Source organism: Thermodesulfitimonas autotrophica (assembly GCF_003815015.1).
GTDB lineage: Bacteria > Bacillota > Desulfotomaculia > Desulfotomaculales > Ammonificaceae > Thermodesulfitimonas > Thermodesulfitimonas autotrophica.
Window position 1 is genome coordinate 505,625 of the sequence record NZ_RKRE01000003.1, and the last position, 23,619, is coordinate 529,243.

29 protein-coding genes and 3 tRNA genes are annotated in these 23,619 nt (G+C 57.4%); 31 read left to right on the forward strand and 1 reads right to left on the reverse strand.

The genetic code is table 11. The features are described 5' to 3' along the window. Window positions 1-91 precede the first annotated feature (91 nt). The 25 genes from flgF to EDD75_RS10130 all read left to right on the forward strand — a co-directional run bounded on the left by flgF (window position 92) and on the right by EDD75_RS10130 (window position 19,389). A complete protein-coding gene (gene flgF, locus EDD75_RS10010; RefSeq protein ID WP_123931646.1) occupies window positions 92-889 on the forward strand; it encodes a flagellar basal-body rod protein FlgF in 798 nt (265 codons plus the stop codon). A gap of 24 nt (window positions 890-913) precedes the next feature. Continuing rightward, on the forward strand, window positions 914-1,414 hold the full coding sequence (locus EDD75_RS10015; RefSeq protein WP_123931648.1) for a flagellar basal body-associated FliL family protein: 501 nt from the start codon (window positions 914-916) through the stop codon (window positions 1,412-1,414). 11 nt (window positions 1,415-1,425) lie between these two features. Further along, window positions 1,426-1,833 carry a FliM/FliN family flagellar motor switch protein gene (locus tag EDD75_RS10020; RefSeq protein ID WP_123931650.1) on the forward strand — a complete coding sequence of 136 codons (408 nt, stop codon included), beginning with the start codon at window positions 1,426-1,428 and terminating at the stop codon, window positions 1,831-1,833. Beyond that, a complete protein-coding gene (gene fliO / locus EDD75_RS10025; RefSeq protein ID WP_123931652.1) occupies window positions 1,823-2,164 on the forward strand; it encodes a flagellar biosynthetic protein FliO in 342 nt (113 codons plus the stop codon). Before EDD75_RS10020 ends, fliO begins: the two co-directional genes overlap by 11 nt. Before the next feature lie 113 nt (window positions 2,165-2,277). Continuing rightward, window positions 2,278-2,940: a flagellar type III secretion system pore protein FliP gene (fliP, locus tag EDD75_RS10030; RefSeq protein ID WP_425451663.1), complete on the forward strand. Its 663-nt coding sequence runs from the start codon at window positions 2,278-2,280 to the stop codon at window positions 2,938-2,940. A gap of 13 nt (window positions 2,941-2,953) precedes the next feature. Continuing rightward, a complete protein-coding gene (locus EDD75_RS10035) occupies window positions 2,954-3,223 on the forward strand; it encodes a flagellar biosynthetic protein FliQ (protein ID WP_123931655.1) in 270 nt (89 codons plus the stop codon). Window positions 3,224-3,243: 20 nt separating this feature from the next. After that, a complete protein-coding gene (gene fliR, locus EDD75_RS10040; protein WP_123931657.1) occupies window positions 3,244-4,002 on the forward strand; it encodes a flagellar biosynthetic protein FliR in 759 nt (252 codons plus the stop codon). Beyond that, entirely contained in the window at window positions 4,003-5,073 is a 1,071-nt protein-coding gene (gene flhB, locus EDD75_RS10045) for a flagellar biosynthesis protein FlhB (protein ID WP_123931659.1), read from the forward strand. A 15-nt stretch (window positions 5,074-5,088) separates the two neighbouring features. After that, the gene (flhA, locus tag EDD75_RS10050) at window positions 5,089-7,158 is read left to right on the forward strand and encodes a flagellar biosynthesis protein FlhA (protein ID WP_123931661.1); all 2,070 of its coding nucleotides are present in this window, start codon (window positions 5,089-5,091) and stop codon (window positions 7,156-7,158) included. Beyond that, window positions 7,148-8,350: a flagellar biosynthesis GTPase FlhF gene (gene flhF / locus EDD75_RS10055; protein WP_123931663.1), complete on the forward strand. Its 1,203-nt coding sequence runs from the start codon at window positions 7,148-7,150 to the stop codon at window positions 8,348-8,350. The genes flhA and flhF overlap by 11 nt, the downstream gene beginning before the upstream one ends. Continuing rightward, complete coding sequence (locus tag EDD75_RS10060) at window positions 8,331-9,203, forward strand: MinD/ParA family protein (RefSeq protein ID WP_123931665.1); 873 nt, start codon at window positions 8,331-8,333, stop codon at window positions 9,201-9,203. The genes flhF and EDD75_RS10060 overlap by 20 nt, the downstream gene beginning before the upstream one ends. 15 nt (window positions 9,204-9,218) lie before the next feature. Then, a complete protein-coding gene (locus tag EDD75_RS10065; RefSeq protein WP_170157802.1) occupies window positions 9,219-9,878 on the forward strand; it encodes a flagellar brake protein in 660 nt (219 codons plus the stop codon). A gap of 29 nt (window positions 9,879-9,907) precedes the next feature. After that, entirely contained in the window at window positions 9,908-10,675 is a 768-nt protein-coding gene (locus tag EDD75_RS10070) for a sigma-70 family RNA polymerase sigma factor (RefSeq protein WP_123931669.1), read from the forward strand. Continuing rightward, complete coding sequence (locus EDD75_RS10075; protein WP_123931671.1) at window positions 10,675-11,088, forward strand: hypothetical protein; 414 nt, start codon at window positions 10,675-10,677, stop codon at window positions 11,086-11,088. Before EDD75_RS10070 ends, EDD75_RS10075 begins: the two co-directional genes overlap by 1 nt. Window position 11,089: 1 nt before the next feature. Further along, window positions 11,090-11,836, forward strand: a complete 747-nt coding sequence (locus tag EDD75_RS10080) for a flagellar hook-basal body protein (protein ID WP_123931673.1) — start codon at window positions 11,090-11,092, stop codon at window positions 11,834-11,836. Window positions 11,837-11,898: 62 nt separating this feature from the next. Continuing rightward, window positions 11,899-12,420 (forward strand): chemotaxis protein CheD, encoded by a 522-nt coding sequence (locus EDD75_RS10085; protein ID WP_123931675.1) that lies wholly within the window; start codon window positions 11,899-11,901, stop codon window positions 12,418-12,420. 1 nt (window position 12,421) lies between these two features. Next, window positions 12,422-13,189 carry a CheR family methyltransferase gene (locus EDD75_RS10090; protein WP_123931677.1) on the forward strand — a complete coding sequence of 256 codons (768 nt, stop codon included), beginning with the start codon at window positions 12,422-12,424 and terminating at the stop codon, window positions 13,187-13,189. A 104-nt stretch (window positions 13,190-13,293) separates the two neighbouring features. Beyond that, on the forward strand, window positions 13,294-13,902 hold the full coding sequence (locus EDD75_RS10095; RefSeq protein ID WP_123931679.1) for a chemotaxis protein CheC: 609 nt from the start codon (window positions 13,294-13,296) through the stop codon (window positions 13,900-13,902). A 13-nt stretch (window positions 13,903-13,915) separates the two neighbouring features. Beyond that, window positions 13,916-14,287, forward strand: coding sequence for a response regulator (locus tag EDD75_RS10100; RefSeq protein ID WP_123931681.1), 372 nt, complete (start codon window positions 13,916-13,918; stop codon window positions 14,285-14,287). Window positions 14,288-14,314: 27 nt separating this feature from the next. Then, entirely contained in the window at window positions 14,315-15,307 is a 993-nt protein-coding gene (gene fliM, locus EDD75_RS10105; protein WP_123931683.1) for a flagellar motor switch protein FliM, read from the forward strand. Further along, window positions 15,300-16,427, forward strand: coding sequence for a flagellar motor switch phosphatase FliY (fliY, locus tag EDD75_RS10110; protein ID WP_123931685.1), 1,128 nt, complete (start codon window positions 15,300-15,302; stop codon window positions 16,425-16,427). Before fliM ends, fliY begins: the two co-directional genes overlap by 8 nt. A gap of 107 nt (window positions 16,428-16,534) precedes the next feature. After that, entirely contained in the window at window positions 16,535-18,952 is a 2,418-nt protein-coding gene (locus EDD75_RS10115) for an O-antigen ligase family protein (RefSeq protein ID WP_123931687.1), read from the forward strand. Window positions 18,953-19,007: 55 nt separating this feature from the next. Continuing rightward, window positions 19,008-19,087 (forward strand) — tRNA-Asp (locus EDD75_RS10120). 11 nt (window positions 19,088-19,098) lie between these two features. Further along, window positions 19,099-19,174, forward strand: a tRNA-Phe gene (locus EDD75_RS10125). A 140-nt stretch (window positions 19,175-19,314) separates the two neighbouring features. Continuing rightward, window positions 19,315-19,389: transfer RNA gene (locus EDD75_RS10130), tRNA-Gly, on the forward strand. Between the two features lie 129 nt (window positions 19,390-19,518). Here the strand turns inward: EDD75_RS10130 and EDD75_RS10135 are convergent. Then, a complete protein-coding gene (locus EDD75_RS10135; protein WP_123931689.1) occupies window positions 19,519-20,331 on the reverse strand; it encodes a YkgJ family cysteine cluster protein in 813 nt (270 codons plus the stop codon). A 228-nt stretch (window positions 20,332-20,559) separates the two neighbouring features. Between EDD75_RS10135 and rpmG the strand changes: the two genes are divergently transcribed. The 6 genes from rpmG (at window position 20,560) to rplJ (ending at window position 23,607) form a co-directional block, all read left to right on the forward strand. After that, window positions 20,560-20,709, forward strand: coding sequence for a 50S ribosomal protein L33 (gene rpmG / locus EDD75_RS10140; RefSeq protein WP_123931691.1), 150 nt, complete (start codon window positions 20,560-20,562; stop codon window positions 20,707-20,709). A gap of 20 nt (window positions 20,710-20,729) precedes the next feature. Further along, window positions 20,730-21,104: a preprotein translocase subunit SecE gene (gene secE, locus EDD75_RS10145; RefSeq protein ID WP_123931693.1), complete on the forward strand. Its 375-nt coding sequence runs from the start codon at window positions 20,730-20,732 to the stop codon at window positions 21,102-21,104. A 44-nt stretch (window positions 21,105-21,148) separates the two neighbouring features. Then, on the forward strand, window positions 21,149-21,676 hold the full coding sequence (nusG, locus tag EDD75_RS10150; RefSeq protein ID WP_123931695.1) for a transcription termination/antitermination protein NusG: 528 nt from the start codon (window positions 21,149-21,151) through the stop codon (window positions 21,674-21,676). A gap of 15 nt (window positions 21,677-21,691) precedes the next feature. After that, window positions 21,692-22,120: a 50S ribosomal protein L11 gene (rplK, locus tag EDD75_RS10155; protein ID WP_123931697.1), complete on the forward strand. Its 429-nt coding sequence runs from the start codon at window positions 21,692-21,694 to the stop codon at window positions 22,118-22,120. A 64-nt stretch (window positions 22,121-22,184) separates the two neighbouring features. Beyond that, complete coding sequence (rplA, locus tag EDD75_RS10160; protein WP_123931700.1) at window positions 22,185-22,880, forward strand: 50S ribosomal protein L1; 696 nt, start codon at window positions 22,185-22,187, stop codon at window positions 22,878-22,880. A gap of 199 nt (window positions 22,881-23,079) precedes the next feature. Then, a complete protein-coding gene (rplJ, locus tag EDD75_RS10165; protein ID WP_123931702.1) occupies window positions 23,080-23,607 on the forward strand; it encodes a 50S ribosomal protein L10 in 528 nt (175 codons plus the stop codon). Window positions 23,608-23,619: the final 12 nt, after the last annotated feature.

Consider the following 23,619-nt stretch of genomic DNA (forward strand, 5'->3'; position numbering starts at 1 on the left):
AACGTATCTCCAGCGTTGAACCTTGAACCTAAACGTTGAACATCGAACGTAGAACGTAGAACGTAGAACGTAATTCTAAGGAGGGAGAAAAATGCTCCGTTCTTTATACGCAGGCGTAACGGGAATGCGGAACCACCAGCTCCGGATGGATGTGGTGGCGAATAACATTGCGAACGTCAATACTACCGCTTTTAAGGCGATGCGGGCCAGCTTTCAGGATAACCTCTACCAGACGCTGAAGTCTACTTCGGCGACCGGGGTGAGCAATGTGGCCCCGCTGCAGGTAGGAAGCGGGATTAATATCGCCAGCATCGACACGGTCTTCATCCAGGGGGCGCTTCAGGTTACCGGCCGCGCACTCGACTTGGCCATCCAGGGTAACGGCTTCTTCGCCGTAAAAAAGAGCCTTGACAGCGATGCGGTTTACTACACCCGGGAAGGCTCTTTCTTCCTAAATACCGAGGGCTACCTGGTTAATTCCCAGGGGTATTACGTTCTGGATACTTCAGGTGCCCCCATCCAGATTACCGACCAGGTGGCCTCTATTCAAGTGGCGCGGGACGGGACGATCAGCTACATCATGCTTGACGGCACGGTGAATACGTTACCGAACAAAATCGGCATCACGTACGTTCAGAACCCGGAGAGCCTGTTGCGGGAAGGGCAAAACCTTTACACCGTCTCGCCGAACACGGCAACGCCGAGCCTTGGCGAGGCCGGAACCGAGGGACGCGGCACCATCGAGGCCGGCTTCCTCGAAATGTCAAACGTCGATCTGTCGCTCGAGTTTACCAACATGATCATTACCGAGCGCGGTTACCAGGCAAACGCCCGGGTTATCACGACTTCGGACGAGATGTTGCGCGAACTGATTGACCTCAAGCGCTAATCCTTAACGGTTAGGGTGATCGGCTTGGCCAAAAAGAAGGCCGCTCCGGAAGGCGAAGGGACGCATAGGAAGGGCGGCAAAAAGAAGCTTATCATTATCATCGTGGTAGCGGTGCTTATCTTGGCCGCGGGTGCGGCCGCGGCCAAGATGTTTCTCTTTAAAAAAATACCGGCATCTCCGGAACAGGCTCGCGCGGCAAAGGAGACCAAAGAAACAAAGTTAGAAACGCTGCAACTCGATAGCATCGTGGTCAATCTGGCCGACCAGGACGCAAGCCATTACCTCCGGATCACGCTGGTCCTGGCCTTCCCCGGTGGTGAAGAGGTGAAAAAGAAGCTGGAAGAAAAGAAGTTTGCGTTCCGCGACCGTATCATTCAGTTGCTCCGCAAAAAGCACTATGCCGAAGTGATCGCCCCGGACTATACCGAAAAACTCAAAAAGGAAATTTTGAACGCCCTCGAGCAGAGCGAGGGGGGGCAGTTAGAGATCAGCGACCTCTACATCACCGAGTATTTAGTGCAGTAGGTGAAGAAGTGATGATGACGGAAGAAGAAATCCGGCGGTTTCTCGCGAATCTGGACCGCGAGGCAACCGCGCCGGTAACGAAGGTCCAGTTCCCGCCTCTTGAGGGTGGGCCCGCGCGCGGGTTGACGGTAAAAACGGGCATCCGCTTCTTAGAAGAGGTGAAAGTGGATCTGGTCGTCCAACTCGGCGAGGCTACGATGAAGGTCCGGGAGCTGCTGGATCTAAAAGAAGGCTCGGTGATCGAGCTAGACCGGGCGGCGGGGGATGCTGCTGACCTGGTGGTAAATAACCAGAAATTTGGGCTAGGCGAGGTTATTGTGCTTAACGATATGTTTGCCGTTCGGGTGAGTGCTATCCATTCACCGCGCGGGGGACAGGCCGACGCTATGGCCGGCGAGGGTGGAGCCAATGAGCAGTGACCTTTTCTGGGCGGTGGTGCGGCTTTTAATTTGTCTGCCCATAATCCTGGCGCTGATGTATATTGTGCTGCGTTACGGGCTTTCCCACCGTCTTTTACCGGTGAGATCAGGCCGGCACATCAGGGTTATCGAACAGGTTCCCCTGGGGCCAAAGACGATCATCAGCCTGGTGAAAGTGGGCGAGAGGTGTTACCTCTTGGGACACGGGGAGGGAACCGTGGCCGTTCTGCGGGAGGTTGAGGGAACCTTTCCGGAGGAGCCGGAGCCGGGAAGCCCGGGATTCGACCAGGTTATCGCCATGAAAATTCGCCAGGCAATGCGGCGCCGTTAAGACTGGGGGAGGAGCCTTCCAAAATGCGGGGTAGGTGGTGCACAGCGCTTCTCGTTCTGGGCCTGGTAGCCTTTGGTTCTCCCGCCATGGCTCAGCCGGTGGGAGTGCCGGCGGTGAATCTTTCCGTGGGCCAGGCTACCACGCCACAGCAGGTTGTGGATAGCGTCAAGCTCCTCCTCCTTTTGACGGTTCTGGCTCTGGTGCCGGCTTTTTTGGTCATGATGACCTCCTTCACCCGGATCGTCATCGTGCTTTCTTTCCTGCGCAACGCGCTCGGGACGCACCAGACGCCGCCAAACCAGGTACTGATCGGGCTGGCGCTTTTTCTCACGGCGTTTATCATGGCGCCTGTTTACAACCAGATAAACCGGGAAGCGATTCAGCCCTTTCTGAACAACCAGATCAACCAGGAGGAGGCGCAGAAGCGGGGGGCCGGGCCGCTGCGGGAATTTATGCTCAAGCAGACCCGGGAGAAAGACCTGGCTCTTTTCATCAGGCTTTCGGGGACGCCACAACCGCGCAACCGTAAGGAATTGCCCCTGACGGTGGTGGTTCCGGCCTTCATCACCAGCGAATTGAAAACGGCCTTTACGATGGGCTTCTTGCTATACCTGCCCTTTTTAGTGATCGATATGGCGGTGGCCAGTATCCTGATGTCGATGGGCATGTTTATGCTGCCGCCGGTAATGATTTCGCTGCCCTTTAAGCTCCTGCTTTTTGTGCTGGTGGACGGCTGGTACCTGGTGGTCAAATCGCTGGTGGAGAGTTTCCGTTAAAGGGGCGTGAGCAATGTCGCAGACTCTTGCCGTCAATATGGTTAACCAGGCGCTCTTGCTGGTCCTCGTGATCGCGGGGCCTGTTCTCCTGGTAAGCATGCTGGTTGGCTTTGTGATCAGTATTTTGCAGGCCACCACGCAGATCCAGGACCAGATGATCTCCTTTGTGCCGAAGATTTTAGCCGTTTTCCTGACTTTAATTGTCTTTTTCCCTTTGTTTATCCGGCTGATGATCGATTTTACCAACAGGGTTTTCGGCCAGTTTCCGGCCATAATGCAGTGAAAAAAGAGGGGTAGGGGTTCTTGCTGGATTTTACTTTCCTGGCGGCGTTTCTGCTGGTATTCGCCCGCATTAGCGGCTTTATAGCTGTCTTCCCCCTCTTTGCCCTGACGGGGGTGCCAGCACTGCTCCGGCTTGGCCTGGCTTTAATCCTGGCGCTGATTGTAACCCCGGTGGCGGGGAAGGGTTTTGCCGCGCCGGCGGCAGCGGGCTACGTTTTCGCCCTGGCCAACGAGGTCCTTTTCGGTCTGGCCACCGGCCTTACCGCGGCGCTGGTCTTTTACGCGCTGCGGATGGCCGGACAGCTGATGGGCATCCAGATCGGTTTTGCCGTGGCGGAGCTCCTGGATCCGGCGGGGATTCAAAATAACGTAGTGGCGGAGTTTGTTTTTCTCCTGGGGGTAATCTTCTTTTTTAGCGTTGACGGCCATCACGCGGTTATCGCTGCTCTGGTGCGGAGTTTTGAAATGGTTCCGTTAACCACCGGGGCCGTTAAAAGCAGCGTGGTTCCTTATGTTGCGCGCTTGATTGGCGGGATGTTCAGCACGGCACTTCAGCTCGCGGCGCCGGTGCTGGCCGTCATGGTGGTTGTGGACCTCGCTTTAGGACTTATGGTCCGGATGGTGCCGCAGATCAACGTCTTCATGCTCGGTTTTCCGCTAAAAGTTGCCGCGGGCCTACTGATCCTGGCCGGACTTTTGCCGGTTTTGGGCGTGGTTTTACGGCAACTCTTTGACCGGATGGTGGCGGACATACTGGTGTTGGTGCGGGGGCTTGCGTAAATGGGATTTTTCGGCCACGGACAGGAAAAGACCGAACCCGCAACCCCAAAACGCTTGCAGGAAGCCCGGCGCAGGGGGCAGGTGGCGCGTTCCCCGGAGCTATCGGGGGCGGTGGTGGTCTTGGCACTGGTCTGCCTCTGCTACCTGATGCGGGACTGGTTTTTCTACACGGTGGCCCGTTTCTGGGTGGAGTACCTTGCAAACTTCGGCCGCTGGGAGGTCAGCCCGGCCAACGCAACGGCGCTTCTCTGGTCGGTCGGGGTTTTTTGCCTGCAGCTCCTGGCTCCGGTCTTCCTGGTCGCGCTGGTGCTGGCGGTGGCGGTCAACCTCGCGCAGGTAGGGTTCGTTTTCTCGCCGCAGGCACTTGTGCCGCGGTTTGAGCGGCTGAGCATTACGGCAGGCCTCGCGCGCCTCTTTTCCACGCGGGCGGCGTTCGAGTTCTTAAAGGCGCTGCTCAAGATCTGTGCGATCGGCGGGCTGGTGGCGTGGCTGGTCCGGCGGGATTTCGAGACGCTGCTCCTTCTGTTGTGTGCTTCACCTGCGAAAGGCTTCGGGGTCGTCGTCGACTTCACCTTCCGCTTGGCTCTGGTGGCTGGTGCGGCATACGTGGTGCTTGCGCTGCTTGATTACCTCTACCAGCGGCGGAGCTACCAGAAAGAAATGATGATGACCAAGGCGGAGGTCAAAGAGGAATACCGCCAGACGGAAGGTGATCCGTTGATTAAGGGCTGGGTGCGGCGCAAGCTCCGCCAGGTGCTCCTTAACCGGATCAGACAGGAAGTTCCGAAAGCGACGGTGGTGGTGACCAACCCGACGCACATCGCGGTAGCCCTAAAATACGAAACCGGGATGAATGCGCCGCGGGTGGTGGCGAAAGGGGCCGGTTATCTCGCGGCGCGGATCAGGAAGTTTGCTGCAGAGAACGGCGTGCCGGTAGTGGAGAACCCGCCGGTGGCCCGCTTTCTTTACTATAAAGTTGAAGTAGGCGAAGAGATTCCGGCGGCCCTTTACCAGGCGGTTGCCGAGATTATCGCGCTTGTTTACCGGTTGAAGAAGCGGCGGGCGGTATAGCGGAGGTAAGGAGTTATGCCGGGCGGTACAGCAGGAGCGGGAACCTTGAAGCGCTACGGTGACCTGATTATCGCCGGTCTGGTCATCGGGATTGTCCTGCTGATTGTCATTCCGGTACCGCCAGCAATGCTTGATATTCTGCTGGTGGTGAGCCTTGGCGTGTCCCTGCTGGTGCTCCTCATCACCCTTTTTACCATGGATGTCCTGGAGTTTTCGTCTTTCCCGACGCTGCTGCTGATCCTCACGCTTTACCGCCTGGCACTTAATATCTCTTCCACCCGGCTCATTCTCGGGCAGGCGGCGGCCGGAAAGGTAATCGCTGCCTTCGGGAGCTTTGTAGTGGGTGGCAGTTACATTGTCGGTTTCATTGTCTTTCTCATCATCACGGTCATCCAGTTTGTGGTGATTACGAACGGCGCCAACCGCGTGGCCGAGGTGGCCGCCCGCTTCACGCTCGACGCCATGCCGGGCAAACAGATGGCCATTGACGGCGATTTCAACGCGGGTCTCATTACCGAGGCGGAGGCCAAAGAGCGGCGCCGGCGGCTCCAGCGGGAGGCGGATTTCTTCGGCGCCATGGACGGCGCTACCAAGTTCATCCGCGGCGACGCGATTGCCGGCTTGGTCATTACCGGAATCAACATCATCGGTGGTTTGGTTATCGGCCTGGTGATCATGCGGATGGGATTGCTCGACGCCCTGCGGACCTACACGATGCTGACGATCGGCGATGGTCTTGTCACCCAGATCCCAGCGCTCCTCGTTTCGACGGCGACCGGCGTGCTGGTGACGCGCTCGAGTGCCGCGGCGAGCTTCGGGCGGGAGATTTCGCGGCAAATGAGTTCCTACCCGCGGGTGCTTTTTGTGGCCGCGGCCATTTTTGGGGTGTTAGGCCTGGTGCCGGCGATGCCGAACCTTCTCTTTCTGAGTATGGCGGGGGCCACAGGGTTCTTGGGGTACAGTCTGGTGCAGGAAGAGAAGCGGCGCAAGTTGGAAGAGCAAGAAACGCAGACCCGCCGCGTGAAAGAGACCCGGCGCGAACCCGAGAATGTGCTTACCTATTTTCAGGTCGACCCGCTCGAGATCGAAATCGGCTACAGCCTGGTGCCCCTCACCCAGGAGGAACAGGGCGGCGATCTCCTGACGCGGGTCGCCGCTGTGCGCCGCCAGTGCGCGGCCGAACTCGGGATTTACGTGCGGCCGATTCGGATTCGGGACAACCTGCAGCTCAAACCCAACGCCTACGTTTTCCGGTTGCGGGGAGTGGAAGCGGCGCGCGGGGAGCTAATGCCCGGCTACTACCTGGCGATGAATCCTGCCGGCGGCGAAGCGAAGATTAAGGGCATACCGACCCGTGAGCCGGCCTTCGGGCTCGAAGCTTGGTGGATAACGGCGGTCGAGAAAGAGGCTGCGGAGAAGGCCGGCTATACCGTGGTGGACGCTACGGCGGTGCTGGCTACCCATCTTTCGGAGTTTATCAAGCGCAATGCGGCAGAGCTGCTCGGCCGCCAGGAAACTAAGGAGCTGCTCGATACCGTAAAGGAGAAAAATGCCGCTCTGATCGACGAGCTGGTGCCCGGTCTGTTGAGCCTGGGCGAGGTCCAGAAGGTGCTGCAGAATCTCCTGCGGGAGCGGGTGCCCATCCGGGACCTCGTGGGCATTCTCGAGGCGGTAGCGGATGCCGCGGTTTTAAGCCGGGACCCGAGCTTCCTGACGGAACGGGCCCGCGCTGCGCTGGCGCGGACGATCACCCAGCAGTACGCGGTAGACGGACGCCTCTCGGTGCTTACGGTTCACCCGCGCCTGGAACAGCTCCTGGTGGAAGCCGCGGAGAAGGCAGAGGGCGGTTACCCGGTGCTCGAACCGCGTAAGGTCCAGCGGATCGTGGAAAGGGTGAAGGAAGCGGTGGAAAAGATCGCCCGTCAGGGGATGCTGCCCGTCATTCTCTGTTCGCCTGGAGCACGCCTCCCCTTGCGGCGGCTGACGGAGCGCCAGTTTCCGCATTTAGCGGTCCTATCGCTTAACGAGATCTGGCCGGACGTGGAGGTTGAGGCCGTGGGGACGGTGATGTGGGATGAGGATTAAACGCTACCTTGCCCGTGATATGCAAGAGGCGGTAGCCCTTATCAAGCAGGACATGGGGCCGGAAGCGATCATCATCTCCTGTCGCCGGGTTCGGGGACGGGGACTTTGGGGTTTTTTCGTACGCCAGTTAGAGGTAACGGCGGCCCTCGACGAACGGCGGGTTGAAAACGCGGTGGCCCAATCGGCGGTAGCGGCCGGTTCTATCGGGACCGGCGGGCATCCGCCTGCCGCTTTAAGCGGCGGAAACATTGTTGCGGGCGGACAGCCTGCGCCCAGTTTTTCCGGCGGTGCTGCGGTGACTGATCTTGCGCTACGGCGGGAGTTAGCGGAAGTGAAGAGCGTGCTGCATCGTCTGGCCGATAGCCGGCAGGGTTCCGGAACCCAGGAAAAAGAGCCGTTGTTAAAGTGGCGGCGGGTTCTTGCCGAAATGGAAGTTGAAGCCGAAATTATCGACGAATTGCTCGCGGCGGTAGAAAAGGAGGTGCCGGAGGGAGGACCGGAGCAAAGCGAAATTGTCGAGGTAGCACTGCTTAACCGGATTACGCAGATGGTTGAACCGTGCTACCAGAATAACGGGGCGGGGCGGGTGATCGCTTTCATCGGCCCTACCGGTGTTGGCAAGACGACCACCCTGGCCAAATTAGCCGCCCAGTACCGCCTTTTTTACCAGAAAAACATCGCGCTGGTCACCATCGATACTTACCGCATCGGGGCGGTAGAACAGCTCAGGTCCTACGCGGAAATCATCGGCGTGCCCCTAGAGGTGGTGTTGACACCTCAGGAGATGCGGCAGGCCTTAGAGAGTCATGCGCAGGCCGACCATATCCTTATCGATACGGCAGGGCGACCTTCAAAGAATCTCGAGCAGGTTCTGGAACTGAAAACCTTTCTGGAAGCGATCCCCGAACCGCGGGATATCTACCTGGTCCTGAGTTGCAACACGAAGTACCGGGACCTGCTACGGGTGGCGGAGGATTTTAGCCGGCTTAACTATAACAAGCTGATCTTTACGAAGCTTGACGAGACGGAAAGCCCGGGTGTGGTCCTTAACCTGATAAAGCATTTGGGGCTTCCGGCTGTTTACGTAACTAACGGGCAGAGTGTCCCGGACGATATCGATACGCTTTACCCGAAAAAGGTAGCGAAGCTGGTGCTGAAGGGAGGGGAGCAGGGTGCTGGATCAGGCGCATAAACTGCGGACCCTCGTTAATGATCTGCCGCCTGCTGTTCCGCGGCGCCGGGAGACCGGACCGCGCATTATTACCGTAACGAGCGGGAAGGGCGGCGTTGGCAAGACCAGTCTCGTAGTTAATCTGGGGCTGGTTCTGGCGCGCTGGGGGAGGCGCGTGCTGCTTTTCGACGGCGATCTAGGTCTGGCCAACATTGAGGTACTACTTGGCCTGACGCCGACCTACACGCTATACGAGTTCCTTTACGGCAACAAAAGCATCGAAGAGATATTGTGCACCGGCCCGTACGGGTTACAGGTTATCTCCGGCGGTTCCGGGATGCAGGAACTGGCCAATCTTGACAGTATCCAGCGGCAGCGCCTGCTCGACCTTCTGCCCTACCTGCGGACCCGGACCGACTTTGTTCTGGTTGATACCGGGGCGGGTATCTCGCGCAATGTGCTGGGTTTTGTGGCTGCTGCGGAAGAGGTGGTTGTGGTTATCACGCCCGAGCCGACTTCGCTCACGGACGCTTACGGGCTGATTAAGGTACTGGCGCGGTTTAAGGTGCACGCCGAGGCGCGCCTGGTGGTAAACCGGGCCCGCAGCGAAAAAGAGGCGCACCAGGCCGCGCAGCGGCTCCAGACGGTTTGCAGCAAGTTTCTCGGGTTTAATCTCAGCTACTTGGGGGAAATCCTCGAAGATGCCGTTGTCGGACAGGCAGTAAAAGAGCAGCGCCCGTTAGTCCTGTCGCAGCCCTATTCGGTGGCCGCGAAGAGTATCGGCAGGATTGCTCGTTGCCTGGTGGACGGAAAAGAGCCCACGCCGAAAGCGGCGGAGCGGTTCCTTGACCGGTTACTAAAGCTCTTTGGTTAAAGGGAGGGTCAGGTGTTGTTAACGAAGGAACAGATCGGCTTGGCTGTTAACCAGCGGGTGCTGGTGGCCCTGGAAGGAAGCGACGAGTATTACGTCTCCTCAGTGGAAGACATCACGGCCGATGCAGTGTTCATCGCTGTTCCTTACCGGCGCCAGGTACCGCTGGTCCTTTCCCGCGGTGACCGGGTAACCGTGCAGTTTACGGGGGAGAACGAATGTTTTGCCTTCAACACGACGGTTACTTCGCGGCGGGAAGACAGGATCCTGCTCTACGGCCTGGCTTTTCCGGAGGAAATCAAACGGATTCAACGCCGGCGTGACGTTCGGCTCTGTGTTATGCTTGATGTTCAGTACGCCGAGGTTCCGGAAGGCGATGCGGCGCCGGTTTTCAAACCGGGTCAGGCCCTCGACATCAGCGCCGGCGGGATGCGGCTGGTTTGTGAGAAGGAATACCCGCCAGGGACGGTGTTGTTGGTTAAGTTCCGGTTGCCGTTGCGCGGCAGCTTTTTTGAAACCGTAACTAAGGCGGAGGTGGTGCGCACGGAGCCGGTAGCCCTCGAGAAAAGGCGGTTATATCATTCAGGCGTTAAATTTCTCGACATGCCGCAAAACCACAGGGACAAAATTTTTAGCTACATCTTCTGGAAGATGATGGAGCAGGCCCGGCTCCGGTAGCCCTGCTCAAGAGGGGGGAGGGGGGTGTCTTGGCGTTGACGGAGGCCTGGCAGGAGTACAAGACCAACGGCAAAGATAGTGCCCGGGAGGAACTGATTCTCAAGTACCTGCCGCTTGTTAAGCAATTGGCCGCGCGGCTTGCGGTGCGGCTGCCTCCTTGGGTCAGCCAGGAAGATCTCGAAAGCGCGGGCATTTTCGGATTGATGTCGGCCATCGACCGGTTTGATCCCAACCATGGGACGGAATTCGAGGCCTACGCCTACCTGCGGATCCGGGGAGCGATGCTCGACGAGATTCGGCGGCTTACTTGGTTGCCGCGGAGCCTCTGGCAGCGCATGCAGGAGGTGAACCAGGTGCGGGAGGAGTTGGAAAAAAAGCGCGGGCAGCGGCCTTCAGATGAGGAGTTGGCCAGGATTTTAGGAATAACAGCAGGAGAACTGGCCAAAGTAACCTTTTACTTTCAGGCGGCCTGCCCTGTGTCCCTTGAAGAGGTCGTCAACGCCGGTAACGGGAACCGGGTTTGCTGGGGGGATTTGGTGGAGGACCCGGAGAGCCCCGACCCGCTCGAATTGCTCTGTCAGGGTGACGACCAATCACTTCTTGCCGAGGCCGTGGCGAGCCTCGACGAGAAGTTGAAGCTGGTCCTGGCGCTTTACTACCAGGAAGGGCTCACCTTAAAAGAAATCGGGAGGGTGCTTAACGTTTCAGAATCGCGGGTCTGCCAGCTGCACGCCAAGGCGATTAAGAAGCTGCGGGAGAAGATTCTCGCCATGAGTGAGGCAGGGGGCGTTCGTTAATGCTTGCCGTTCTGCTCGCAACCTTTTTGCTCCTGTTGCTTGCTTGCTGCGGGGGATTTTTCTGGTTCCTGATCCGCTTCAAAAAGCAACAGGATTTCCGGAGCAGGTTTGAGGAAGCGGTGACTGCGGCGGAATTAGACCTTGAGAGTCGCCTGGTAAACATTGAAAACCGGCTCGAAAACCTTACCAGCATCTGTCTCGAACTGAAAGGGCATCTTCAGTGGTTGGAACAGCAGGTAGGGGTTATCTTAAGCCGCCAGACCCGGGCAAAAGGGCAGTTGAGCGCTTACGAGGCCGTATACAGGGCCTTCGACACCGGCAAAATGGTGACCGAACTGGCCCAGGAATTCGGACGCAGCAAGGGCGAAATCGAGCTGATTCTCAACCTCAGACGGATGCGAAAGGAGGGGTAGCATGCTGCGCGGCATCTACACTGCCGCTACGGGACTCAATTTGCAGCAGGTGGCGATTGACCTTGTCGCGAATAACATGGCCAACGTTTCGACAACCGGCTTCAAGAGTGACCGTTTAAGTGCCGCGAGCTTTCCGGAACTTTTGCTGCTGCGCGTGGAGCCAGAAAGGAAGGTGCAGCCGGTTGGTTCAACCGGTTACGGAGCAGAAGTGGCGGCGGTTACCACCGATTATACGCAGGGTCCGCTTGAGAATACGGGGAATCTGCGGGACGTGGCCCTTCGCGGGGAAGGTTTTCTGGTGGTGCAAACCGGGGCCGGCGAACGTTACTTCAGGGGTGGTACCATTTTCGTTGACGGTGAGGGATACCTGGTAACGGCTAACGGTGACCGGGTTTTAGGCGAGGGTGGGCCGGTGCAGGTCGGCAGCAGCGATTATAAAATAGCACCCGACGGCACGGTTTTGGCGGGCGAAAACCCTGTAGACAGGCTGCTGGTAGTTGACTTCCAGGACAAAGGAGCCTTAATAAAAGAAGGAAACGGTTATTTTCGGGCGGCAGGGAGCTTACCGGAAACCGCTACGGGAACCGAAGTCTTACAGGGTTACCTGGAAGCCGCCAACGTGGACTTGACCCGGGAGATGACTGTGCTGATTGAAGGATTGCGGGCTTACCAGCTTAGCCAGCGGGCTTTACGGACGCACGATGAGCTCCTGGCCAAGGCGGTGAACCAGGTAGGTAAGGTCCGGTAACAGCTACATAACACCTCACGGATCGGTTCCAAAACCCGGGGCCGTGCTTAGGAGGATTCAAGTTGCAGGAAGTAGCAAAAGCGGTTATCCCGAGCGGCACACCCGAAGTTCAGGTGGGCATAGCCGATTGGAAAGTCGGGAAGGAACCCGTTATCTTGATCACGCTCGGACTTGGCTCCTGTGTTGGCATTACGCTTTACGATCCGGTCCATAAGATTGGGGGCCTCGTCCACGTGATGCTTCCCCGGATGGCCGATTTTTCGAAGGGGAGCGGAAAGCCGGCGAAGTTTGCCGACACTGGGATACCCCTTCTTCTCGAAGAGGTTTTACGGTTGGGGGCGAACCGGCGGCTACTTGAAGCCAAGATGGCCGGGGGCGCTCAGATGTTTACCGGCGCCGATAACAAGTTCCGTTTTGACATCGGTGAACGCAACGTGGAGGTTGCCCGGGAGGTCTTGCGGAACCTCGGGATAAAGGTGGTTGCCGAGGATGTGGGCGGTAACAGGGGCCGGACCATGGTCTTGGATACGGCAACCGGACGCGTTATGATCAAGACGCTTGGGAGCCAGATAAAGGAGATCTGAGATGAACTTCGACACTTTCAGGCAGAAGATGCACACGGCTTTCGGCATTGATCTGACCAGCTATAAAGAGACGCAGCTCAAGCGCCGGACGGGCAACCTCATGGCCAGGCGCGGGATAGGTGATTACGCCGCCTACTTTAATTTGCTCAAAAACGACCGGGAAGCCCTGCAGGAGTTTCTGGATTACCTGACGATAAACGTTACGGAATTCTTCCGGGATCCGGCCATGTTTAGGATTCTCGAAGAAAAGGTAATTCCGGAACTCTGGACGAAACGGTCGCTGCTCAAAATCTGGAGTGCCGCCTGTTCCAACGGCGCGGAGCCTTATTCTGTGGTGATGATTCTTGAGGATCTGCGGCCGGGTGGCCTCTACCGGATTGAGGCTACGGATATCGACCGAAAAATCCTTGCCGCGGCGATAAAGGGCGCTTACCCCGCCGAGCTGTTGAAGAACGTCTCTCCCGCCCGGTTGGCGAAATACTTCCGCAAAGAGGGCGATCAGTTTGTTTTTCGCGAAGAGTTCAAACGCCGGGTGGCTTTTAAATACCACGATTTGTTAAAAGACCCTTACGGCAAAGGATATGATCTAATCATTTGTAGAAACGTGCAGATCTACTTTACAAAGGAGGCGCAAAACAGGCTGATCAAGCAGTTCAGTGAAGCATTAAGTCCGGGAGGCTATCTCTTTATCGGGGCCAGCGAAACGATCTTTAACTACCGGGACTTTGGCTTAGAAAAGAGTCACCCCTCTTTTTATCGTAAGGTTTAAGCCGATTAATTAACTATGAGGAGCGTAAATACGGCTTGGGGTTAAGAAAGACGTAAAATGCAAGGAGCCCAAAAATCCCTGGCGCTTTGAAGGGGGCTATTTGGTTGAACGACGATGTGGTCGATATCTTACAGGAAGTCGGTAACATTGGTATTGGGAACGCTGCGACGGCCCTAGCGGAGTTCTTAAATGCTAAGGTTAACGTCACGGTACCGCGGGCGAGTTTGGTGCCAGTGGAAGAAGTCTTTGACCACATTGGTGGTGTGGAGGAAATCGTAGCGGCCGTGCTGCTCCGTGTGGAAGGGGATCTTAGCGGCACCGTCCTCTTTGTCTTCTCCGAAGGGAGCGTGCTTAAGCTAATTTCGCAGTTGCTCGGCCAGCCGATCGGTTCGCTGGAGGAGATTGGCGGGATGGGGGAGTCGGTCCTGATGGAGGTCGGGAATATCCTTACCGGCTCTTTCTTGAACGCCATCAGTATGATGTCTAATCTTACCATTATTCCTGCGGTGCCCCTCTTTACCTTCGATATGCTGGGTTCGATCATTTCGAGCTCCCTTTTGGGCACGGGAATGATGGAAGATCAGGTTCTTCTTATCGAAACCAAACTGGCGCAGGAGGGGGATGAAGTTACCGGTAACCTCTTGTTCTTCTTTGACGTGGGCACGCTCAACTCGTTGCTCAATTCTCTTCAGGTCCAGTTAGAAAGTCTGTAAGGAGGGTGACTTAATGGGGAAGAGGGTCCTGATTGTTGACGATGCCGCCTTCATGCGGATGATGATCAAGAACATCCTCACCAAGAACGGTTACGAGGTTGTCGGTGAGGCGGAGAACGGAATGGCTGCGGTAGAGCTTTACAAGCAGCTCAAACCCGATCTGGTAACGATGGATATCACCATGCCCGAAATGGACGGTATCGCTGGCGTCAAAGCGATAAGGGCCGTTGACCCGAACGCCAAGATCATTATGGTCAGCGCGATGGGACAGCAGGCGATGGTGATGGAGGCAATCCAGGCCGGGGCTAAAGACTTCATCGTGAAGCCTTTCCAACAGGAACGCATCCTGCAGGCGATGGAGCGGGTTTTAGCGAGAGCGGACTAAAACTGCGGTGACGAGAAGGGGATATAAGTGCCGGACATTCTGTCACAGGCCGAAATAGACGCGTTGTTAGCGGCTCTTTCTACAGGGCAAATTAAGCCGGAAGAAGCACCGGTTCAGACTGCTATTTCCGGGGTAAAGAAGTATGATTTCCGCCGGCCGAACAAGTTTTCCAAGGACCAATTGCGCACCCTGCAGATCCTGCACGAAAACCTGGCCCGGATCCTGTCTGGCTTTCTATCCGGCTATCTCCGGACCAACATCAGTATGACGGTCAGTTCTGTTGAGCAGTTTACTTTTGACGATTTCATCCGGTCGTTGCCTATGCCTACGCTTCTGACGATCTTTAGTCTGAAGCCGCTAAAAGGCGTGGCGGTGATGGAGACTAACCTCCATTTTCTTTTTCCGGTTATCGACCTTCTTTTCGGCGGTCCGGGGGAGATGCCGAAGAAGATTAGGGAGCTTACCGATATTGAAGTCTCGGTAGCGAAAAAACTCAGCGCCAAGATCTTAGAGAACCTGAGTTTTGCTTGGTCAGACGTTTTCAAGGTGGAGCCGGAGATCGAGTCGGTGGAAACCAACCCGCGGTTTCAGCAGGTGATTTCGCCGAGCGAAGTGGTGGCGGTTATTACCTTCAGTACCATCGTCGGAAACAGTTCTGGCGGGGTGGTAAACCTCTGTTTCTCCCAGGCCACCCTTGAGCCGCTGCTGGCCCAGCTGCAAAGCTATTATCACGTCCGCCCCGGCGAATCACAGGAAGGAACGGCCAGGGAGGAGCTCCTTTACTGGATCAACCGGATGCCGCTCGAGATAACGGTGGTTACCGGAGAAACCGAGATCACGGTCCGGGAGTTCCTGAATCTCCAGGTAGGCGATGTGGTGCCTCTCAACCGGGGTGTTAACCAGGACATGGACGTATATGTGGGGCGCCAGTTGCGGTACAAGGCTCAGGCGGGAACGGTCGGGCAGTACCTGGCGGTGCAGATAACTTCTTTCGCGGAGGGGGGTGAACTGGTTGGCTGACCGGTTACTGAAGCAGGAGGAGATCGATGCGCTCTTGAGCGGAAATCCGCCTGAGATAACCGGGCCCGACTTACAGGAGGCGCCGGCGCTTAATAACGCCGCTACCGGGACAGGGGGCGCGCTTACCGAGAAGGAGAAAGACGCCCTCGGGGAGATCGGCAACATTTCGATGGGCTCGGCGGCCACCACCCTTTCGGAGTTGTTAAATCAAAAAGTGGTAATTACCAGCCCGCGGGTAGAGGTTACCACTGAGGAGGCGCTGGTCAGTAATTTCACGGTCCCCTACATGATCATTAAGGTAAGGTATACCGAGGGGCTGGCGGGGTTAAGCCTCTTGGTGATTAAGACTGCCGATGTGGCCGTGATTGCGGACCTGATGATGGGAGGGAACGGGCAGAACCCGCCCGCCACGCTGGGAGAACTTGAAATAAGCGCGGTCGCCGAAGCGATGAACCAGATGATGGGCTCGGCGGCTACCGCGATGGCCGACATCTTTAAGCGTACCGTAAATATTGCCCCACCGGAGGTTTCGGTTTTCGATTCGGCGGAGCAAAAGGAATTTGCGTTAGGGCTTGGTGAGGAGATCGTCGTCATCTATTTCCGGATGACGGTGAACGACCTTCTGGATACCGAGATTATGCAGGTTCTCGGGATTGAGACGGCGCGGGAACAGGCGGCGCTTTTGTGGCAGAATTTCTTCCCCGAATCGCCTGCGGCTACTGCCACCGCGTCAGAAAAACAGGATGAGGCCCCGGCAACAGATGCGGGCCCGGTTGTGCCCCCGCCCGAGCCGGCCCGCACACCGGTGCTTCAGGAGGGCCCGCCGGTTTCTTCATCCCTTTCGGTGGACCAGCGGAAATTAGAGCTGATCTTGGATATCCCTCTGAAAGTTACGGTGGTGCTGGGCCGAACCAAGCGGCCCATCAAAGAAATCCTTTCTCTCGGGCCGGGGAGCATCGTAGAACTTGCTGCGCTGGCTAACGAGCCGGTGGAGGTTTTGGTCAACGGAACCCTGGTGGCCAAAGGGGAGGTGGTGGTGGTAAACGAGAATTTCGGTGTCCAGATCACCAGTATCGTGACCCCGCAGGAACGCTTGCAGTATCTTGCCGGAAACAGGTGAAATACCGGGAATAATTTATAGATTGACAGCAAAAGGATGTCCCATTTAATATAGATGAAGATATTACGGGGTGCCGAGGGGCGCCTTTTTGGTAAGGTGGTAGGAGGATGGGGGTTAAAGCGGAGATCCAGAGACAAGGAGTTCCGGTAACAGAAGCCGCGCCGCTTCCGCTGTCATCTGCGATAGCCTTCTGGGGGATAGCGGGGCTTTTATTTTTCACCCCCTTTTTCCGTGGCCTTTTCTTCCCGCCGGAACAGGAAAGGGCGCTAATTGTGGGGGCGTTATCCTTCTGGCTTCTCTACTTTGGCCGGTGGTTACGGCGGAAAACAAGATTTTTCGAACACCCGCTCGATTTCTGGGTCCTCGGGCTACCGGTAGTTTACGTGTTGAGTGCTTTTTGGGCTGTGAACCGTGGCCTGGCGGTAAATGAGATCGTCAAGGCCGCACTCTACTTCGTGGTTTTCTGGACGGTTTCCCGGCTGGTGACCGGGGAGGCGGATATCCGCCGGCTCCTGAAAGTAATCTGGGCCAGCGGCGTCCTGGTTGCTCTGGCGGGCTTGGCTACGGCCACCGAAATCATCTTTATCCGGGACGGTTTCTTGGGCGGCAGGATCTACTCTTCTTTCCAGTACCCCAACGCGCTGGCCAGTTACCTGCTCTGTGTCCTCATCCTGGGCGCTTATCTCTGGGCTTGGGCGCTGGGGCACGAGGCGGGGTTTAAAAACGTCTGGCCGTCCCGCCCGGCCTGGGTGGACCGTCTTCGCCCAGACTCCTATCTCTTTGCGGCGGGTAATTTCCTGATCGCCACCGTTTTCTGGGGCGCAAAGTCGAATGGCGGTATACTTACTCTGCTCGTCATCGCGCCGCTGTTGCTTTTGGGCGTACCAGTGGAGAAGCGGGCGGCGCTTGTCTTACACGCTGTGCAGGTAGGCATCCCCGGCCTTTTGGTCGCACTCCCGTTCGTTAAGGAGGCCACGGCTAAAAACTACGACCTTGCCTGGCTCCTGGTTTTCGCAGGCCTGGTGGTAGCGGTCGGGGCGCAGGTCTTCTACGACCTGGTTATCCGGCCCAAAGGAGTGAAAAAAGTCCGCCTACCGCGCTGGAGCCTGCCGGCCGCGGCCGGAGTCCTGATTGCCGGTGTGGCGGCTGTTTTTCTGGTGCGCCCGGATTTTGGGCATAAGGTCTTATCGCTCATCCACTTCCGGAACGCGGTCGAGCGCTTTTACTTTTACCGGGACGCGCTCGAGATGATTGCGGCACGGCCTTTGCTCGGCTGGGGGGGTGGCGGCTGGCAGGAGGCCTACCGGGCCTACCAGGACTACCTTTATAACTCCACGCAGGTTCACGGCTACTACTTCCAGATTGGGGTCGAGACAGGCATCATCGGCCTCATCGTTATCGGCGGCATCTGGCTCACCTTCCTGCTTTCGGCCCACCGCCTTTACCACGGCGCGCGGGGGAACGAGGAGCGCCGTTTCTTGGTCTGGGTGCTGACGGTGGGCGCTTTAGGTGTGGGGCTGCACGCGGCCATCGACTTTAACCTTTCCCTTTCCGCCCTGGCCCTCGTTCTTTTCGCGATTTTCGGTATGGTTGCGGGACTCGCGCGGCCGGAGGAAAAAGTTGTGGTGGCCAAGCGCCCGAAGAAGGTCCAGGAGCCGGTAAACACGGCGCCGCTCATAGCCGTGACCACTGCCGCCGTCCTCTTGGTGGCCGGCAGCTTTAGTCTGGCCCTGGCTGGGGATTATGCCCTGGAAGCAAACATGGCGCTAGCGAAGAACGATATCGCCGGTGCCCAGAAGAAGTTAGAGCGCGCGCGGGTGTTTAACCCCTTTGACGCCGATTGTGATGCCCTGCTGGGCCGCATCTACATGAGCCAGGGCGATGCAGCGGCGGCTATCAGGGCGGCGGAAGCTGCACTCGCCAAGAGCCGGTACAGCGCTGTAAAGCACGCGGAGCTAGGGACGGCGTACATGAATGCGGGCCGGTACGAGGCAGCTGTAGCCGAGGCACGCCAAGCGGTGGCGATGGCGCCTTTCCAGGTTCAGTGGTACGAAAACCTGGCCCGGACGGCCTTAAACGCCGGCTATTTAGAGCTACGCGCCCGGCAGCAGGAAAAAGCCCGCGCCTTTTTCGAACAGGCAGCGGCGGTACCCGGGGAGATCAAGCGCCGGATGGCGACGGTGACGCCGCAGGAACGCAAACTCTGGGTCGTCGCGCCGCTGATGGAACCTACCCCGGCGGTGAATATCAGCGCGGGTGGCGCGCTCTATTTCCTCGGGCGCTTTCCGGAGGCTGCGGAAATATTGCAGAACGCGCTCAAAGAGGTGGAGCGTGAGGGCGTGGCCGATCAGGAGAAGGAGATGTACGCGGAAGGCTGTTTGTGGCTGGCATTGGCAAGCGAAAAGCAGGGCCGTATGTCCCTGAAGGAAGAGTATATGAAGAAGGGCAGGGAGGCTGTGCCGGCGGTTGAGGAATGGTACAAGTACACGGTTCAACTACCGGTTCTCGGCGCGGCTAAAAAGTAACTTGTCCCCTCTTGACTTCGGGCCGGGATTTTAGTTATACTAAGTTTGGTTTTGCGGAGCCGTGGTGTAGCCAGGTTTCAACACACTGGCCTGTCAAGCCAGAGAGCGCGGGTTCAAATCCCGTCGGCTCCGCCAGGACCCTACCTGCCGCGGTAGCTCAGTTGGTAGAGCAGAGGACTGAAAATCCTCGTGTCGGTGGTTCGATTCCGCCCCGCGGCACCATTTTGGAGGTTGGGGGCCGGAGGTTAGAAGTCAGAAGCAGGAGACAGGCGGTCAGAGGTCGGAAATAAAGAGGAAACCGGCAAGGCCGGTTCCGGCAAGTGGGCTCCTGCGTCTGGTTTCGTGCAGCCGATATCTATTATGCGGAAGTGGCTCAGCGGTAGAGCATCGCCTTGCCAAGGCGAGGGTCGCGGGTTCGAATCCCGTCTTCCGCTCCATTTAAGAAATAAGCGGCTTTCCGGGTTTGGCCGGAAAGCCGTTTTTAGTTTAAAAGGCGTTGGGGGCGATACTTCTGGCGGGCATTTTATTTCCGGCCGGCGCACTTTTGCCGCCAGCCGCAGGACCGGCTATGCGTCCGGTAGGATAAGCTGCCGGAGGCGCGTGGCAAGCGACATTTCCTGGTCAGCGCTATCCTGGCCGGCAAGGGGCCCGAAGCCAAAGGAGGCCGCCATCTCGGTGAGAATCACCCGTGTGGCTTTGAGGCGCCGGCGGTAGAAGGTTTCGTGGTCCATCACCTCTTCGCCGATGCCGAGCTTTTTGCGAAGGAGGTCGGGGGTGAAGAGGAGCGGCATCAGGATGCGGGCGGTGTTAGGGGTGAGCCATGCCCGGCAGTTGAGCGTCTCGCTGGCGTAGTGAACGAGTGCAAGGTAGAGGTCGGAAAGCTCATAGTACTTAAAAGCGTCCGCGGCGGCGAGCCATTCTTTAACGGTCCAGACGCGTTCTCCATCATGGCCGAGACACGGCCTGTTCTTTTCCACCATGAGGAAGAGGCGCTCGGTGAGCCGGGGGACTTCGCCGGCGGCTTCGATTTTTACGGCCCGTCCCACGGGATAGGTGCGGCAGTTGCGGGGGCGGGCCGGGTAGATGCTACACTTTCCGTCCGGAAGCATGAAGGCGCAGCAGCCTTTTTCGGCGTGTTTTAGCCAGACGAAGGGCCAGTGGGAGGTGGTGCCGAAGTCGTAGCTGCAGAAAAGATCGAGGAACTCGGTGCCGGGTAGCTTGAGATAACGGGACATTACCTCGATGTCCCACGGGTCAAGGAGAATAGTAATCAGGCGGCAGCAGTTGCCCATGCATTTTTCGCTGCATTCAAAGGTGAACCGGTCGTTAAGCTCGATTTCCTGACGCCCGGCCTGAGGGAAACTCGTCGCGTGCGGCATGTCGCTTCCTCCTTAATTGGTTGGGCCACTTAAAGCGTATCGCGTAGCGGTCCTTGTGTCAATGGCTGCCTATCCGGGGGACAGAGGCGCAGGCATAAAACACAGGCGTAAAAGTCACTGAAAAGAGTTGACAGCGCGTGGTCCATGTGCTAAATTACTTAAGGCGTGGTTTGTGAGACCGGGGACGCTTCTTTTTTTTACTTTTTTGCGAGGCAGGTGTTGGCGCGAATGCGGGTTATTATCACCCTTGCGTGTACCCAGTGTAAGCGGCGGAATTACGCGACCACCAAAAACAAGAAAAACGATCCGGGTCGGCTCGAGCTCAAGAAGTACTGCCGGTGGTGTGGAACCCATACCGTTCATAAGGAAACCAAATAGTTTTGAGCGAGGATAAGACTATGGCTCCGACGAAGACGGGGAAAAAGGCGGGGAAAACGCAGCCCCCTGCGGAGAAGCCGGTAGTGCCGCTGGAGACCAAGGCGAAAGCGAAGAAAGAGGTTCCGGCGGCGCGGGAATCCGTGGTCAAGCCGTTGCGCCGGGAGGGTGCCCAGCGCGAAGTCCCGAAGAAACGTTTCCAGTTAGGGGAGTTCATTGCTAACGCCCGGCAGTTTTTTACGGGGGTCTGGCAGGAGCTCAAGAAGGTGCACTGGCCGTCACGGCGTGAGGTAATTATCTATACCGGTGTAGTCCTGGTGGTAGTAACGATTGTGATGCTCATCATCTGGATTGCCGACTCCGTTTACAGCCAGATCCTGCGCCTGATCATCAAGTAACGCATTCGTTTTTTGGGAGGTGAGGGAGGGGTTACCTCCCTGCCGTGAGCAAGCAGTGGTACGTCATCCATACCTATTCCGGCTACGAAAACAAGGTTAAGGCGAACTTGGAGAAGCGGATCGCCTCGATGAACATGGGCGACAAGATTTTCCGCATCATCGTGCCGGAAGAAGACGAAATCGAAATCAAAGGTGGCAAAAAACAGGTTCTGAAACGGCGGATATTTCCAGGTTACGTACTCGTGGAAATGATCCTGACCGATGAGTCCTGGTACGTGGTGCGTAACACGCCTGGAGTGACGGGTTTCGTCGGTAGCGGTAACAAGCCGCTGCCACTGACGCAGGCGGAGGCGGAAGAGATTCTGAAGCGGATGGAAGGCGAGTCGCCGCGGATCCGCCTCGACGTCACGCCCGGCGAGAAGATCAGGGTAACTTCCGGCCCCTTTCAGAACTTTATCGGTGTGGTTGAGGAGGTTAATGCCGAGAAGGCAAAGCTGAAGGTATTAATCTCGATGTTTGGCCGGGAAGTGCCGATAGAACTGGATTATTCGCAGATAGAAAAGATCGTGTGACGGGAGGTGAAGTAATTGGCAAAGAAGGTTGCGGCGGTAATCAAGCTCCAGATACCCGCAGGAAAGGCTACGCCGGCACCGCCCGTCGGTCCGGCTCTGGGCCAGCACGGCGTAAACATCATGGCCTTTGTGAAAGAATACAACGAGCGGACGGCGGCGCAGGCCGGTTTGATCATCCCGGTTGAGATTACCGTCTACGAGGACCGTTCCTTTAGCTTCGTTTGCAAGACGCCGCCCGCGGCGGTGCTTTTAAAGAAGGCCGCCGGCATCGAGACGGCATCCGGTGAGCCCAACAAGAAAAAGGTCGGGAAGGTTCCCCGGTCCAAGGTCCGGGAGATCGCGGAGCTAAAGATGCCCGATCTGAACGCGGCTTCGCTTGAGGCGGCCATCCGGATGATCGAAGGAACGGCCCGGAGCATGGGCATTGAGATCGTGGAAGGTTGAGACTCTGCTCTGATAGTGAAAAGTGGGAGGAGTTATCTCCGTAAGACCACAAGGGGGAATAAAGTTGGCAAGACACGGGAAAAAGTACCAGGAAGCGCGCAAACAGATCGACCGGACAGTTCTCTACGAGCCTTTGCAGGCGGTAGAGCTGGTGAAAAAGGTCGCGCCGGCTAAGTTTGACGAGACGGTAGAGGTCGCCGTGAAGTTAGGCGTTGACCCGCGGCACGCTGACCAGCAGGTGCGCGGTGCGGTGGTCCTCCCGCACGGGACGGGTAAGACCCGGCGGGTGCTGGTTTTTGCCCGCGGGGAGAAGGCTAAAGAGGCGGAGGCTGCGGGTGCCGACTACGTCGGGGCGGAGGACATGATCGCGAAGATTCAGGAAGGGTGGCTCGATTTTGACGTGGCCATCGCTACTCCCGACGTTATGGGCATGGTTGGTAAGGTCGGGCGGATTCTGGGCCCCCGGGGGTTGATGCCGAACCCGAAGACCGGGACGGTTACTTTCGATATCGCCCGCGCTGTAGGGGAAGTCAAAGCAGGTAAGATCGAGTACCGGGTCGATAAGGCGGGAATCATCCACGCGCCTATCGGCAAGGTTTCTTTTGACGCCGAGAAACTGGTCGAAAATCTCCGGACCTTAATCGAAGCTTTAATCCGGGCTAAGCCGCCGGCGGCCAAGGGCCAGTATATCAAAGGGGTGAGCATTTCCTCCACGATGGGGCCGGGCGTCAAAGTGAATATTTCTAAGTTAGTTTCGTAGGGAGCGCGAAAGTTTAGTTTAAAACACCGCTTTTCGGCGGTCAAAGAGAGTTTAAGAAAGCCGTAGACAGCCTGGTGTCCTAAAAAAGGCTTAATGGCGGGTTTTACCGCCGCCGGCCGAGGCTTGAGGTCAACCCGACGGGATCCTCCTTGTCTACGGATCCCGTTTCTTTTTGTGGCGCGGGTGAAAGGAGGTGAAAATGTTGCCGGTTCGCGAGGAGAAAAAGGCGGTAGTAGAGGAGCTTACGCAAAAGTTGAAAGAGGCCCGGGCGGTATTTGTGACCGACTACAAAGGTATCCCGGTAGCCCAGTTGACAGAGTTGCGGCGCCGGTTGCGGGCTGCAGAAAGTTCCTTCAGGGTGAGTAAGAACACTTTAACGAGGATCGCGGCGCACGAAGCCGGCGTGGCGGATCTGGTTCCCATGCTTGAGGGACAGGTAGCCTTGACCTTCAGTTTTGGTGATCCCGCAAGTGCCGCCAAGGTGCTGAACGAGTTTACGCGCGAGTTCAAGATGCTGGAGATTAAGGGGGGCCTCCTTCAGGGGCGGCCGCTAACAAGCGATCAGGTCAAGGCTTTGGCCGAGCTGCCGCCGTACGAGGTGATGATCGCGCGGGTTGTCGGCGGGATCAAAGCGCCGCTCTACGGCCTGGTTGGTGTGCTTAGCGGGCCGATCCGGAATCTTGTGTACGTGCTTAAGGCGATAGAAGAAAAGAAGGCGGCTTCGTAACGCAGCCGCAAA